The following is a 13,939-nucleotide window of genomic DNA, read 5'->3' on the forward strand; positions in this document are numbered from 1 at the left end:
AGATACGTTAGAATCCATGTATTAGAAGCTAGCTAATGGGAGAGGACTTCCATTTACACAAAAAATTTGACACTCCCCTCCATAATTTTCCCACTTTCATTGGTTGCCTGAGGACACAATCAGTGTGCATTAGTACTATGAACATCCGTAATCAATTATTGACCGCCAATCTGTTGCCTCACTTTTTCCAACTCATCCATCCTCGATTCCATCAACTAAGACACCACAATCAGCATCAAAAACGGCTATATTTCCAATGGCTGCGGCAGGCCTCGAATGATTACCACCATCAATAAAAAAGCGTGCGTATTCTCCAACGTACTGAACCGTTAATATACCGTGTGAACTAGACGTTCGATTCCGTAAAGTGGTTACTTCAGCTGGTCTATCATAAATTCCAGTGATTAGACTTGTTGGTGTATGCCCCGTTACAATGGCGCTATCTAATGGATTATGTGCATAATTGGGGTAGAGTTTCTCATACCAATAATCTTCACGCAACCAGTATTTATCATGTGGCAGCGTATCAGCTACCGGATCAGATAGTGTAAGATCCAGTCCGGCATGAACGAATACCAACTTACCAATTTGCAAATCTAACGGTAATGCTCCCAGCCAATTAATCAGGTCAGCATCCGCCCGCTTAACGACCGCCAACGCATCATTCATATCAACTGGTAATTTTCCAGCCGCTAAAGCAGCTTCCATGATGACATCTTCGCCATCTATTTCCAACCAATAACTATTCTCACCAATTAAGCTTTCGTACGCAGAAGCATCGTGATTCCCCTGGATGACAAATATTTTATCTGGCTCAGCTTCCTGCATATCTTTTATTGTCTGCGCAACTCTAAACCCAGAGTGGTGATGGGCTGAATCCTGGTAATCACCTAAAAAAACAACCGGTGCCTCTGGGTATTTATCTCGTAACTTCGCCAATGCTGGAAAAACTAACATCTGGCCGTGGATGTCGGAAAGTGCTATTACCGGTTGCAAATGGCCAACCCCCTCTTGAACGATTCAAATTAGGCCCTATCATCCGGCTCCAATACCATAGTGATATCAAAAAATTTCCTCACGATATCCTTAATTTACTTTAGACGTTCCAACTAAAGTTTCTTAGAATCAAGCTCAGCATACCTTTTTTGAATAGCCTTAATAAATGCCAACTCTTGCTCAGAATAATCCTCTTTAAACTCAACAATTTCAAAGTTATTCGGATCATCAGCTAAGAAAGAAAGCACGCTCTCAAACGAATGCGCATGCTCGGGATGTCCATCCTCACGTGAGCGCATCGTCCAAAACCTATAAAAAAGGCCGGTATTACTAAATTCTCCCATAACCCAAAGCAGATCACCTGAAACTGCTCCGGTCGGTATGCCACCTCCCTTCATTTTTTTATTGAATGCGGCCACTTCCGGGGACATACGCTGTTTTTGTTGATATTTTGTATCTACGACCCATATATCAGGCTTTGACAAGTACAATGGTCTCATGACGCCTTCATACTTTTTTTCGATTTTTCTCACAATAAAGCCAGCATAGCGGGATTTTATGCTTTCAAATAGTCCCATACAGTCTCCTATCAATTTTTTTAAATAACATGGTTTCTGAACCAAAGGTAACTTTAATGACTGGTTCACTAGTAAAACGTCGTGTTGGCCTGTTTTTCAGCCCAGTACCATCGGGCCAAATGAATTAGCTTACGTACCTCGTCTATATCGTCTAGCAACGAATGTCCTGAATTTTTAGCACGCTGGAATCGTTCCCCATAATCAATCAGGGCACCAAGCAACCATGGATCTTCGAGAAACAAAACTTCACGACAATAATTAACAATTCGATTCGGTTGACCTCTGAAAGTTGAAAGCTCAAAAGCGTTGTCCAAATACAATTTGAACATTTCCCGTTCACGATTAGTATATTGCTTAAAAAACTGTTGAGAATTCTCTGTATAGTATTGATTGAGCTCAAAGAGAAAAACTGGTAGCCATGGTGACCTAGGTAGTTTTCCACCCATAATTGTAGGTGTCAGGCTGACGTTAATATAGCTCGAGCTACGACTGACACAATCATGCCAATTTTTAATTAATTTCTGCGTTTGAATCGACGGTTCCTGTTGACTGAGGAACACTGCTGGTAATTCGCCAAAATTAAAATCCAAACTTCCTGTCACTAAAGTATCCTCGCCAAGTAGCTGATAATACCGCGAATCATGCTCAAATTGGAAAGCCCAGCCCGTTGGAATATTTACGTCACCGTGAAAGAATTTAACATTCTGCGAAAACTCCCAGTGAACATTGCGATACGTGATCCATAAAAATTCAGTGGCTGCTAGTGAGTTCTCCACAGCCGGGCATCTATACATTTCCTTCATCGCAAAATCTTTTTGTTTTGTAATATCGACACGCATGAAATCATTGGGTTCAAGCATTATTTACTCCTTTTCTAGCATCCAATAGTTGAAGCTCGGTTTTAGCCAATTACTTTCAGATTATCCAGTCGACCTTTCCCGCCCGTCTCCATATATCTTATGATAACAGGTTCTTAGTTTCTCTGCAAGAGATCAATGTCCATGGACACTAATACCGTTTTATCACTTTTAAACGCGTAACACAAAAAAATTGATGTCATCTAATTGGATGACATCAACTTTTCTTGATATGTTCTTATTTTTTTAAGCTTGTAACTTCGTTTTTCATCTCACTGAAAATAGCTTCAAAGGTGACCCTGTTTGTCGGGGCAATTAACTCCGCCAACTTGGATTTACAGCTATCTATAATACTACTAATATCTCTCGATTGGAAATCGACCAAAGTCGAGTCATCTCGCATTAAGATTGCACCTTTGAAAATAAATTTTAATGCTACGCCTAATGTAACGCTCCTCGTTCCAACAAGTTGGGGGAAGAAATATTTATAATTTTGAATTTTTTCCTGAGTTTGCGGACTCAATTGTACCCTAATTCTTAAATCCTTATCCGTAATCTTTGCCAACTCTTTGCCTTTAACTGAATTATCATTAATAACTTTATCCCATTGATTTAAAACCGATACATCATCCACGGCCTTAGAAATTACCATCGTTTGCGTTAAACTTTTACCATCAGCTTGCTCATAGGTATCCTTTAACGTCTGAAAAATCTGTGCTGTTTCTCTGGATATTCTTGCTTGGAAGTATTTCATCTTTTCTACCCCCTTTTTGTGCGCACATTTAATATTTCGCGGTACATATCAAATATGCTTATTCCGCACTTGTTTACTTTAAAAATCTTCTATTATTATCAATAAAGCAGTCCCCATCAGGTAATATCGCACCTAACGCGGACTGCTGATGTTTCTTGCTACTTGGTTTCATCCTCATCGGTTTTGAGAACGGCCATGAACGCCTCTTGAGGAATATCAACCTTCCCCACAGCCTTCATCCGTTTCTTCCCGACCTTTTGCTTTTCCAACAGCTTCATCCGCCGAGTACGGTCACCACCATAGAGCTTGGCGGTCACGTCCTTCCGGTAGGCCTTGATCGTCGTTCTCGCAATGATCTTAGCACCGATGGCGGCTTGCACAGGAATTTCAAAGTTTTGGCGTGGAATGATATTCTTCAGCCGTGATGCAATCTCACGACCCCGTTGGGCAGCGAACGTCCGGTGGGCAATGAAGCTCAGCGCATCGACCTTATCCGCGTTCAACAGGATATCAATTTTGACCAAGTCGGCCTCTTGGTACCCGCTCCGTTCGTAATCCAGCGAAGCGTAACCCCGCGTGCTTGACTTCAACTTATCAAAGAAGTCAAAGATGATTTCTGACAACGGCATGTTATAGATGATATTCACACGATAGTCATCCAAGTATTCCATCGTCAGGAATTGGCCTCGCCGGTGTTGGCACAAGTCCATGACCGCCCCAACATACTCGTTAGGTGCCATAATCGTGGCCTTCACGATCGGTTCTTCAATCCGCTTAATAGCTGAGGCTTCCGGCATTTCTGCTGGGTTCTCGACCGTCTTCATGGTGCCGTCCGTCAAGTACGCGTGGTACGTAACGGATGGTGCCGTCGTAATCAGGTCCAGATTGAATTCACGTTCCAGCCGTTCCTGAATGACATCCATGTGGAGCATCCCCAGGAACCCACACCGGAACCCAAAGCCCAGCGCCTGTGAGGCTTCTGGTTCGAATTCCAACGCAGCATCGTTCAGTTTCAACTTTTCCAAAGCTTCCCGTAAATCATTCAACTTGGCATTGTCAGTCGGGTACAGCCCGGCGTAGACCATCGGGTTCATTTCCCGGTAGCCTGGCAGTGCCTTTTCAGCAGGCTTGGCGGCATTGGTCACCGTATCACCCACTCGGGTATCGGCAATATCCTTGATGCTGGCGGTAATGTAACCCACATCACCGGCAATCAAGTAGTCGCGTGAAATTGGCTTTGGCGAGTTAACCCCAACCTCGGTCACTTCGTATTCACTACCGCTGTTCATCAGTAAAATCTTGTCGCCCGGTTGAACCGTTCCTTCGAACACCCGCACACTCATGACGACTCCACGGTAATCATCGTAAACGGAGTCAAAGACCAAGGCCTTCAGCGGCGCGTCCAAATCACCGGTTGGTGCTGGCACCTTGTGGACGATCTGTTCCAATAATTCTGGAATACCGACCCCTTGCTTGGCACTGGCCAGCACGGCATCTGAGGCATCCAAGCCAATGACGTCTTCGATTTCTTGTTTGACCTTCTCTGGGTCCGCCGCTGGCAAGTCAATCTTGTTCACGACCGGCACGATTTCCAAGTCGTCGTCCAACGCCAAGTACACGTTAGCCAGCGTCTGGGCTTCGACCCCTTGTGCCGCATCAACGACCAGAACGGCCCCTTCACAGGCAGCCAGGCTCCGTGAGACCTCATAAGAGAAGTCCACGTGTCCTGGAGTATCAATCAAATGAAATTCATAGTCGTGGCCGTCCTTGGCGTGATACGTCAATTCAACCGCGTTCAGCTTAATCGTAATTCCGCGTTCGCGTTCAAGATCCATGCTATCCAACACTTGATCTTGCATGTCACGCTTGGAGATGGTATCCGTTAACTCCAAGATTCGGTCCGCAATCGTGGATTTCCCGTGGTCGATATGGGCCACAATGGAAAAGTTGCGAATATATTTTTGATGGTTTTTTAATTTCTCAAGATCCATGTTGATTTCCTACTTTCTTAAACACCATGTCCAGACAATTATACCAACCATCAGCGTTAATCACAAACTAAAAGGCAGGTCGGTGCCAATCTCCGGCTCGCCTCAGCTCTTTTGCGCCATTGAAGATGACAAAAGGTCCGGGCATCAACCCGGACCTCTCAGATTACTTGTTATTTTCGTACTGGCTCAGTTGAGATGGTTCCAACTGTTGCCATTGCTTCTCATAGAATTTGTCACTGGTATGATAACGCGGTTGGGCCTGCTTCTTGGTTAAGAATGGGTCCACACGCTTATCGATTGCCAACCAGCCACGCCAGCCCGGATGAATCGTGTCAGTCATAAAGTATGGCACGTTCCCCTTATCCGATAAATCAACGATATTGTTGAAGCCTTGCGACTGCAATTGATAATGAATCTTTTGGTCGAATTGCTTCAGCATCGTTTCAGATAAGCCGGTGTATTTCTGCCAACGTTGATTGATTGGTGGAATGATGAACAGGACGTCGGTATGCAGCCGGGCGAATTGATCCAGACACAGCTGGAAGTCACTATATTCTGGCGATTGCAGGTAAGACAGATTCTTTTGGAAATCCTTCAAGTTCCCCGTCTTAATCTCCTGCTTCAAACCATGATTATAGAACTTATCGCTGATTTGGAACGGATTATTGCCCGTTGCTTGCTTCCCTAACTGACCGCCGAGTCGATCCAGCGCCGAATAGGAGTATTGAGTGGGTAACTTCTTGGCTTGCCGGTTGACACGACTCAAGTTCTGCGATGGTAAATTAATGCCGGAGAAGAATTGATCTTCCTGGGTCAACATGTTCTTTCTGGTTTGCAGATAGAACCGTTGATCCTTGGTCAATGATTTACCGGCCGCCACCCGTTGTAGTGCGGCATAGATGAAATGGTCGGACTTTGCGGCGGGCATTTGCAGGAGACGCTTGGCTGCGTACTGATCAATTGCATCGTGCCGGTAGTGGGTCAACCACTCCGCCGTCTGTAATTGTGAGTAGTAGAAACCAAAGGCATCCTTACGCGTCCCGCCCTTCACGAACCACTGTGGTGAAACGAAGAAGACAGCCTTCTTGTTCCGCAATTCGCCCTGGATGTTTTGCATCACGAAGAACTGCGTTAACGACTGGGTTCCTCGCGCACCTAACAGAAAGGGCCGGTAGTCCCGGTGATACTTCTGCGCCAAAACTGAGGGATGCATCGGATCGATCCGTGACCACTCCGATGACCCAAAGAATGGCACGTAACCGTCACTGAGGGCCGCTTCCTTGATGTGCTTACCACGTAAAACGTTGGGTGACAGCGACACCGCTGCCTGCCGTTCTCGGGTGGTACTGATGTGCTTAAACCCGAAAGTGACCGGCGAAGCGAGTACCGCAAAAACCAGAATAGCTGCGAGAATTAACGGACCAAAGATCCGTAGTAATCGCTTTGCCATTGGCTAAGCCAGAGCTTCCACTTTCGCAATGATTTTGTTGGGCGTGTCCCACTCTGACCGCTCAAATTCGGAAACGGGCACGTTAACGCCCAATTCGCTTTGCAGTGATAATAACAGTTGAACGGAAGCCATGGAGTCCATGATGCCACTGTCGAACAGATTGTCATCCATTGCACCACTTACATCATTACCCGTTAAATCGTTTAAAATGTCTAATACAGTTGCTTTGATATCCATTTTTATTTCCCCCTCGATGAAAGTCATCCTCTACTGCTTACTTACTTCAAAAACCAAATTTTATCCAGAATCCCTGAGAAGATCAAGAAACTAAAGCAGACCAAGTTGGCCGTTAAGAAGATGGCAAAGACCTGCGTAAATTTGTTATGCGGAATGCTCTGCCGGTGCTTCTTCTTGTAACGTAACCAGGTATCGTTGACCACCAGCGCGACCCCGTGGAACAGGCCGTACGTGATGTAATACCAGGTCACCCCATGCCAGAAACCCATGATCAGCATGTTGATGATATACGTGACGTTGGCGGTCGTCGTCGGCTTCTTGAAGACCTTGTGCTTCATGAACCAGAAGACCAGTCGCATGTAGATAAAGTCTCGGAACCAGAACGATAACGTAATGTGCCAACGATTCCAGAAATCCTTGATGTTCGGTGACCGCCAGGGTTGATTGAAGTTCATTGGTGTGGCAATTCCCATAATATAGGAAGTCCCCACGGCGAACAAACTGTACCCGGCGAAGTCAAAGAACAAATCTGCACTGTAACAGTACATGTAGCCGATAAGCGGCCACGAGATATCCAGGAAGCCACCGCGCGAGTGCATCGCCATCAGCTGTAACTTCGGCATCAAGATCGTCCCGAAATAGTACGCCAGGATAAACTTGTACATAAAGCCGACAAACAGGTAACGAATTCCCTTTTGCAGCATGCCCAGATACTTGTCACGATCCGGCACCGACCGATAATCGGCTTCGAATCGCCGATACCGGTCAATGGGACCAGAAGAGATAGTTGGGAAGAACAACATGAATTGTAAGAACGTCATGATGTTATAGTTCTTCAGTGTGCCATCCCGTGTTTCCATCATCGTCTGCACGGCTCTGAAGGTCAGGTAACTGACCCCCAAAAATCCAATCAGTGAGGCTTGACCGTTCTCGACAGCCGGCGTCACCTTGACGATGGTTAAGGGTGCGATGGCAAGAATCACCATCAGGTAAAACAACGGCCCCGAATTATGGTTCCTCCGGTAAACGGCATACCCCCAGGTCAAGACCACCTCGTACAAAATGTAGATTATCAAGGCCACCCCTTGGGTCCATTTGGAACCCCCAAAGGTTAAGACCAGAAAGAAGATTGACACTAACGTTTCGTAGAGACGCGACCGTTTGCCGTACAGAAGACCAATCATCAGTGGCAGTAATGCCACTCCCAACAAGGCGAAATACGTTGGGTTGCCGTACGGTTCAAAAGTCAACATTATTGATTGACCTCAGCAATAATAGATTTAATATCAACCTTGCCGTTGGGGGTCATCGGTAGGCTATCCTTGTACACAAAGCGTTGTGGAATCATATATTCCATCATGTCGCCACCTTGCAAATTATCCTTGATCGCCTTGGTCAGGTCTAACTCGCTGGCAAAATTGTGACCACTTGGGACCACCCAAGCAATCAGTTGGCTGACCTTGTGATTCCGGTCATACCGCGGCACAGCAACCCCAACCTGAATGTGGTCTTCTTGTGACAAGTAGTGGTTGACCTCTTCTAATTCGATTCGGTAACCGTGGAGCTTAATTTGAAAGTCGGTCCGCCCACGGTACATGATTAGGTCATCCGCCATGGCAACACCTAAGTCACCAGACCGGTAAACCGTCTTGCCGTTCAAGGTAACGAAGGCCTTGGCCGTCTTCTCCGGGTTATTCAGGTACCCCTTCGACATCGACGGCCCACTGATCAGAATCTCGCCCTCAGTTTCCGCTGGTACCGGCCGTAATTGGTCATCAACGACCGTAATCTCGGTATCACCCTTGGCATACCCAATGGGCAACCGTGGGTAGTTGGCTAAGATTTCCGCCGTAATTTCCACTTGTGTGACCGCCACCGTGGTTTCCGTTGGCCCATACGTATTGAAGATCCGGGCATCTGGGAAGCGTTGGTGTAAGTTCTGTGCCGTGGCGTGGGTCAACTCTTCCCCACAGAAGAGGAAGCGACTCAGCCGTGGATAATGTGCGGCATCAAAAGTGGGCTCCAACAAGCAAATGTCCATAAAGGACGGCGTAGAAACCCAGACGTCCAGATCCATTTGCGGCAACGTCTCAAACAATTGTTTGAAGTTATCCGTCACCGTCTTTGGCAACGCAACGAGTGTCCCACCACTGGCCAACGTTGGCCCCCAGTCCATGACGGACAGGTCAAACGAATATGGTGCTTGCGATAACGTCCGTGGTGCGGTTGGCAACACGAAGTCGGCACTTAGCATCCAGTTAACGTAGCTCAATAAATTTTTGTGTGAAATCTGCACACCCTTGGGTTTCCCCGTCGTTCCGGACGTGAAGATAATATAGTAATTCTCATCCCCACTCACGGCATGGTCCACCTGGTAGTCCACAACGGGACTGCTGAAGATGGTCTGCAGGTTGTCCGGCGTAAGCACCGGTGTCTCACCTAAAGTCGTGGGTAACGCACTCACAGCGATGGCTGCGGCGGGTTGGGCAATCTCATTAATGGTGGTAATCCGTTCGAGCGGCGAATGCGTATCGATTGGCGCATAAGCGTGCCCACTCTTGACGATTCCTAAGAAGGTCGCCATCATGTCAAACGTTTGGCCCCCATACACTAGGATGGGCGCGTGCGCTGGTAACTGCATGGCATCCAAATGAGCGGCCAAAGCATCCGAGCGCTGTTTCAACTCACCGTACGTGTTCGTGTGCCCCAAATCATCGTAAGCGATACGATCTGGATCACTGGTGGCAAACTGATCAATCGCTGTGATCATGTTTTCTATCATTCTATATCCCCCCCGAAGAAATCATGGCTAGTGGTTAGTTGACCCCGCAACTAAAACTCGTTGTAAATAAACGTCGAGTTATTCAAACCACTGTAACCATACAAATAAACCAAAATCATCAAAATCACAAAGTAAAACGCGGTCCAACCAATGAAAGCCACCACCGGCTGATGCCATAACGCCAGCCACTTTGCTCTCATGAAATACACCCCCAAGTTTTGCTGGTCGATTCGTCCCCCAAACCAGCTTCCGTTCGCAACCAATTAGCGTGTATTTTCCCCGACGAATCCGCGCTAATTGGTGAGGAGTTCCGCAGCTAAAGCCGCGCTCCTTATGTTCTGAGAGTATCATTGCCAAAACCGGATTGCAATTAACCTTACTCAAGCTTAAGTGTTTCTTTTGCATTTATAATTATTCTTATATTTTGAAACAAATAAAAAGACTGCCGAAATCTTCAGCAGCCTTGATAGATTAGCTATTTGAGCACGTCGGCCCGCAAGTTAATTTTCGTTAAATTTGTCGCGCATTTTGTTAAATAAGTTACCTTTGCCCGTACCTGTAACGGTCTCACCACTAGCCTTTGCAAAGTCACGGAGTGCATCCCGTTGTCCCTTGTTCAGGTTCTTTGGCGTCATGACCTTCACAGTGACGTGTTCATCACCATTCCCGTTACCACGCAGGCGCGGTGCACCCTTGCCTCGTAGCCGGAAAGTCGTCCCAGCTTGCGTACCGGCTGGCACCTTTAATTTGACATCACCATGAACGGTTTTGACCGTCACATCATCACCCAGGGTTGCCTGGACGAATGAAATTGGTTGGTCAAAGTAGATTTCCGTACCGTCACGCCGGAAGTCCTTGCTTGGCGTCACTTGGAAGATAATGAACAGATCGCCGTAACCACCGCCATTTAAGCCGGCTTCACCTTGACCCTGTAACCGCATTTGTTGACCGTCATCGACCCCAGCTGGGATAGAAACTTCAACTTCGTGCTGTTCTTCTTCGTGACCAGAACCACCACAGGTTGGGCACTTTTCCTTAATTTCTTGACCCGTACCGTGGCAGACAGGACATGGTTGTTGGCTCCGCATCCGGCCCAGTGGCGTGTTGGTCTCCGTCGTGACGTAACCAGAACCGCCACATTGGTGACAGGTTACTGGTGAAGTCCCAGGCTTAGCACCGTTCCCACCACAGGTATGACATTGGGCTTCACGCGTGTACTTGATCTTGGTCTTCTTCCCAAAGATAGCCTCTTCAAACTTCAAGTCCATCTGGTACTGAAGATCACGACCTGGCCGTGGCGCGTTGGGATTGCGTTGACCGCCTCCGCCACCACCAAAGAATTGATTGAAGATGTCGTCGAAGCCGCCTCCGCCACCAAAACCGCCGAAACCACCGCCGGCATTACCGCCGCCAAAGCCACCAAAGCCTTGAGGACCGTCGGCTGAACCGTACTGGTCGTAGTTAGCCCGTTTATCCTTGTCACCTAAAACATCGTAAGCATCCTGAACCTCTTTAAACTTGTCCGCCGCGTCGGGGGCCTTGTTTAAATCTGGATGATACTTCTTAGATAACTTCCGGTAGGCCTTTTTAATTTCATCTTGGCTGGCATCCTTTGAGACACCTAAAACGCCATATAAGTCCGATTGCGCCATCGTTTTCCTCCCAATCCATTCCGAAATTTTTCGCTACTAGTAAGAATAGCATACTCGAAACAAAAAGCCAAAGCCCCACGGACTCTGACTTTTTGCCATGACAATTTGCGATTAGACAATCAGTCTTTACTTCTTGTCCTTATCGTCGTCATCGTGAACTTCATGGAAGTCACCGTCAACGGTGTCGCCATCTTTACCGTCAGCCTTGGCACCATCGGCACCGGCAGCTTGGCCAGCAGCGCCATTAGCGTCGCCTTGAGCTTGTTGTGCTTGTTGGTATAACTTAACGGAAAGGTCTTGGATGATCTTGTTCAAGTCATCCTTCTTAGCCTTCATGTCGTCCAGGTCGTTGGATTCTTGGGCCTTCTTTAAGGCGTCACGAGCATCTTCAGCCTTCTTGATTTCATCATCGGAGACCTTACCCTTAACGTCCTTCAACGTCTTGTCGGTCTGGAAGAGTAATTGGTCGACTTCGTTCTTGGTATCGACTTCTTCCTTACGCTTCTTGTCGGCAGCTTCGTTTTCCTTAGCTTCCTTCATCATCTTTTCGACTTCTTCGTCGGAAAGACCACCGGAACTCTTGATGGTAATCTTCTGTTCCTTGTTCGTTCCCATATCCTTAGCGGAAACATTAACGATCCCGTTCTTATCGATATCGAACGTGACTTGGATTTGAGGAACCCCACGAGGTGCGGCTGGAATGTCAGCGAGTTGGAAGTTACCCAACGTCTTGTTGTCAGCAGCCATTGGCCGTTCACCTTGTAAGACATGGATATCAACGGCTGGTTGGTTATCAGCAGCGGTTGAGAAGACTTGGGACTTGCTGGTAGGAATCGTGGTGTTCCGGTCGATCAACTTGGTGAAGACCCCACCCATGGTTTCGATACCCAAGGATAATGGTGTCACATCAAGTAAAACAACGTCCTTCACATCACCGGTGATAACCCCACCTTGAACGGCGGCACCTAAAGCAACGGCTTCATCAGGGTTGATGGAGTGGTTGGATTCCTTACCCGTCCACTTTTCAACGGCTTCTTGAACGGCTGGAATCCGAGTAGACCCACCGTTTAAGATAACAACGTCAATGTCGCCAGCCTTTAAGTCGGCATCCTTCAACGCATTTTCAACAGGGATCCGGGTCTTTTCAACCAGGTCGGCCGTCAATTCGTTGAACTTAGCACGGCTCAATGACTTTTCCAAGTGAAGTGGGCCATTGTCGCCAGCAGAAATAAATGGCAAGCTGATTTGTGCTTCGGTAACCCCAGAGAGGTCCTTCTTAGCCTTTTCAGCAGCATCCTTTAAACGTTGTAAAGCCATCTTATCCTTGGATAAGTCGACACCGTTTTCTTGCTTGAAGTCGGCGATTAACCAATCCATGATCTTCTTATCGAAGTCATCCCCACCTAAATGGGTATCACCGTTCGTTGAGAGAACATCAAAGACACCGTCACCTAAGTCCAATACGGAAACATCAAAGGTCCCACCACCAAGGTCGTAAACCATGATCTTTTCGTCTTTGTCTTGCTTGTCCAAGCCATAAGCTAAGGCAGCAGCCGTAGGTTCGTTGATGATCCGTTCAACGTTCAAGCCGGCAATCTTACCAGCATCTTTAGTCGCTTGACGTTGGGCATCGTTGAAGTAAGCTGGCACCGTGATAACGGCCTTTTCAACCGTGTCACCAATGTAGTCTTCAGCGAATGACTTCAAGTGTTGTAAGATCATTGCTGAGATTTGTTGTGGCGTGTAATCCTTGCCATCAACGGAGACCTTGTAACCTGCTTCACCCATGTGACTCTTAATGGATGAAATAGTGTTAGGGTTGGTGATTGCTTGCCGCTTGGCAACTTCACCGACTTGCGTTTCGCCGTCTTTAAATGCAACAACTGATGGCGTCGTCCGAGCGCCTTCCTTGTTCGCAATAATCTTCGGGGTACTACCTTCAAGAACGGCAACGGCTGAGTTGGTCGTCCCTAAGTCAATTCCGATAATCTTGTTACTTGCCATCAAAAATTCCCTCTTTGTTAGTTTTTTTTAATTTGCTTTATTGTGCAACGACAACCATTGCTGGCCGCAGAACGCGATCCTTCAGTTGGTAACCCTTTTGGAGAACCTTAACGACCGTTTCGGCCGCCTGTCCATCCTCTGCGGGTACTGATTGAACCGCCTGATGCAACGTTGGGTCGAATGTCTTCCCAATGGCTTCAATCTCCGTGACGTGGTTCCGCTTCAGAGCATCTTCCAAATGATCATAAGTCATCTGGACACCCTTCTTCAGCTGTTGACCCGCCTCGTCCGCTGCTTCGACTGCTAGAGCGCGCTCCAAATTGTCAATGACGGGGAGCACGTCCTTAGCCAGCTGTTGGCCATCGTACTTGATAAGCGTTGCCTGTTCCTTTTGGAACCGCGCTTGCATGTTTTGGACTTCCGCCTCCGCACGTAAATACTTATCTTCAAAGTCACTGGCCTTGCGCTTGAGTTCATCGACTTCAGCCGCGGTCGCAACCTTCTTAAATAACTTTGGCTTCTTTGGTGCTGCCTTTTCGGCCGATTCAGTCGTTGAATCTGGCTTAGTCGTGGCGGCCTTTGCCGCAGTTTGGTCATCGGTGGACGCTTGTTGCTTGTCAGCCACGATAAAAACCCTC

13 protein-coding genes are annotated in these 13,939 nt (G+C 47.3%); all 13 read right to left on the bottom strand.

Annotated elements, in window-relative coordinates:
* Window positions 1–192 precede the first annotated feature (192 nt).
* Window positions 193–996, bottom strand: a complete 804-nt coding sequence (locus EKM73_RS00005; RefSeq protein WP_125699977.1) for a metallophosphoesterase — start codon at window positions 994–996, stop codon at window positions 193–195.
* A gap of 113 nt (window positions 997–1,109) precedes the next feature.
* Window positions 1,110–1,574, bottom strand: coding sequence for a hypothetical protein (locus tag EKM73_RS00010; RefSeq protein WP_125699978.1), 465 nt, complete (start codon window positions 1,572–1,574; stop codon window positions 1,110–1,112).
* A gap of 68 nt (window positions 1,575–1,642) precedes the next feature.
* A complete protein-coding gene (locus EKM73_RS00015; protein ID WP_125699979.1) occupies window positions 1,643–2,434 on the bottom strand; it encodes a hypothetical protein in 792 nt (263 codons plus the stop codon).
* Between the two features lie 235 nt (window positions 2,435–2,669).
* Window positions 2,670–3,185, bottom strand: a complete 516-nt coding sequence (locus EKM73_RS00020; RefSeq protein WP_125699980.1) for a hypothetical protein — start codon at window positions 3,183–3,185, stop codon at window positions 2,670–2,672.
* 158 nt (window positions 3,186–3,343) lie between these two features.
* Window positions 3,344–5,176, bottom strand: coding sequence for a translation elongation factor 4 (gene lepA / locus EKM73_RS00025; protein ID WP_125699981.1), 1,833 nt, complete (start codon window positions 5,174–5,176; stop codon window positions 3,344–3,346).
* 163 nt (window positions 5,177–5,339) lie between these two features.
* Window positions 5,340–6,626, bottom strand: coding sequence for a D-alanyl-lipoteichoic acid biosynthesis protein DltD (dltD, locus tag EKM73_RS00030; protein ID WP_125699982.1), 1,287 nt, complete (start codon window positions 6,624–6,626; stop codon window positions 5,340–5,342).
* A 3-nt stretch (window positions 6,627–6,629) separates the two neighbouring features.
* A complete protein-coding gene (gene dltC, locus EKM73_RS00035; RefSeq protein WP_125699983.1) occupies window positions 6,630–6,863 on the bottom strand; it encodes a D-alanine--poly(phosphoribitol) ligase subunit DltC in 234 nt (77 codons plus the stop codon).
* Window positions 6,864–6,904: 41 nt separating this feature from the next.
* Window positions 6,905–8,116 carry a D-alanyl-lipoteichoic acid biosynthesis protein DltB gene (dltB, locus tag EKM73_RS00040; RefSeq protein ID WP_125699984.1) on the bottom strand — a complete coding sequence of 404 codons (1,212 nt, stop codon included), beginning with the start codon at window positions 8,114–8,116 and terminating at the stop codon, window positions 6,905–6,907.
* Window positions 8,116–9,645, bottom strand: a complete 1,530-nt coding sequence (dltA, locus tag EKM73_RS00045; RefSeq protein ID WP_125699985.1) for a D-alanine--poly(phosphoribitol) ligase subunit DltA — start codon at window positions 9,643–9,645, stop codon at window positions 8,116–8,118. The genes dltB and dltA overlap by 1 nt, the downstream gene beginning before the upstream one ends.
* A gap of 50 nt (window positions 9,646–9,695) precedes the next feature.
* On the bottom strand, window positions 9,696–9,845 hold the full coding sequence (locus EKM73_RS00050; protein WP_125699986.1) for a teichoic acid D-Ala incorporation-associated protein DltX: 150 nt from the start codon (window positions 9,843–9,845) through the stop codon (window positions 9,696–9,698).
* 300 nt (window positions 9,846–10,145) lie between these two features.
* Entirely contained in the window at window positions 10,146–11,297 is a 1,152-nt protein-coding gene (dnaJ, locus tag EKM73_RS00055) for a molecular chaperone DnaJ (RefSeq protein ID WP_125699987.1), read from the bottom strand.
* Window positions 11,298–11,423: 126 nt separating this feature from the next.
* The gene (gene dnaK, locus EKM73_RS00060; RefSeq protein ID WP_125699988.1) at window positions 11,424–13,301 is read right to left on the bottom strand and encodes a molecular chaperone DnaK; all 1,878 of its coding nucleotides are present in this window, start codon (window positions 13,299–13,301) and stop codon (window positions 11,424–11,426) included.
* Window positions 13,302–13,338: 37 nt separating this feature from the next.
* A complete protein-coding gene (gene grpE / locus EKM73_RS00065; RefSeq protein ID WP_125699989.1) occupies window positions 13,339–13,926 on the bottom strand; it encodes a nucleotide exchange factor GrpE in 588 nt (195 codons plus the stop codon).
* Window positions 13,927–13,939: the final 13 nt, after the last annotated feature.

This window comes from Levilactobacillus fuyuanensis (assembly GCF_003946395.1).
Taxonomy (GTDB): domain Bacteria; phylum Bacillota; class Bacilli; order Lactobacillales; family Lactobacillaceae; genus Levilactobacillus; species Levilactobacillus fuyuanensis.

Excerpts from the sequence above, each read along its gene's own strand:
- dnaJ (WP_125699987.1), bottom strand. The coding sequence starts at position 11,297 with ATGGCGCAATCGGACTTATATGGCGTTTTAGGTGTCTCAAAGGATGCC.
- dltB (WP_125699984.1), bottom strand. The coding sequence starts at position 8,116 with ATGTTGACTTTTGAACCGTACGGCAACCCAACGTATTTCGCCTTGTTG.
- EKM73_RS00015 (WP_125699979.1), bottom strand. The coding sequence starts at position 2,434 with ATGCTTGAACCCAATGATTTCATGCGTGTCGATATTACAAAACAAAAA.
- EKM73_RS00020 (WP_125699980.1), bottom strand. The coding sequence starts at position 3,185 with ATGAAATACTTCCAAGCAAGAATATCCAGAGAAACAGCACAGATTTTT.
- dltC (WP_125699983.1), bottom strand. The coding sequence starts at position 6,863 with ATGGATATCAAAGCAACTGTATTAGACATTTTAAACGATTTAACGGGT.
- dnaK (WP_125699988.1), bottom strand. The coding sequence starts at position 13,301 with ATGGCAAGTAACAAGATTATCGGAATTGACTTAGGGACGACCAACTCA.
- dltA (WP_125699985.1), bottom strand. The coding sequence starts at position 9,645 with ATGATAGAAAACATGATCACAGCGATTGATCAGTTTGCCACCAGTGAT.
- EKM73_RS00050 (WP_125699986.1), bottom strand. The coding sequence starts at position 9,845 with ATGAGAGCAAAGTGGCTGGCGTTATGGCATCAGCCGGTGGTGGCTTTC.
- EKM73_RS00010 (WP_125699978.1), bottom strand. The coding sequence starts at position 1,574 with ATGGGACTATTTGAAAGCATAAAATCCCGCTATGCTGGCTTTATTGTG.
- dltD (WP_125699982.1), bottom strand. The coding sequence starts at position 6,626 with ATGGCAAAGCGATTACTACGGATCTTTGGTCCGTTAATTCTCGCAGCT.
- lepA (WP_125699981.1), bottom strand. The coding sequence starts at position 5,176 with ATGGATCTTGAGAAATTAAAAAACCATCAAAAATATATTCGCAACTTT.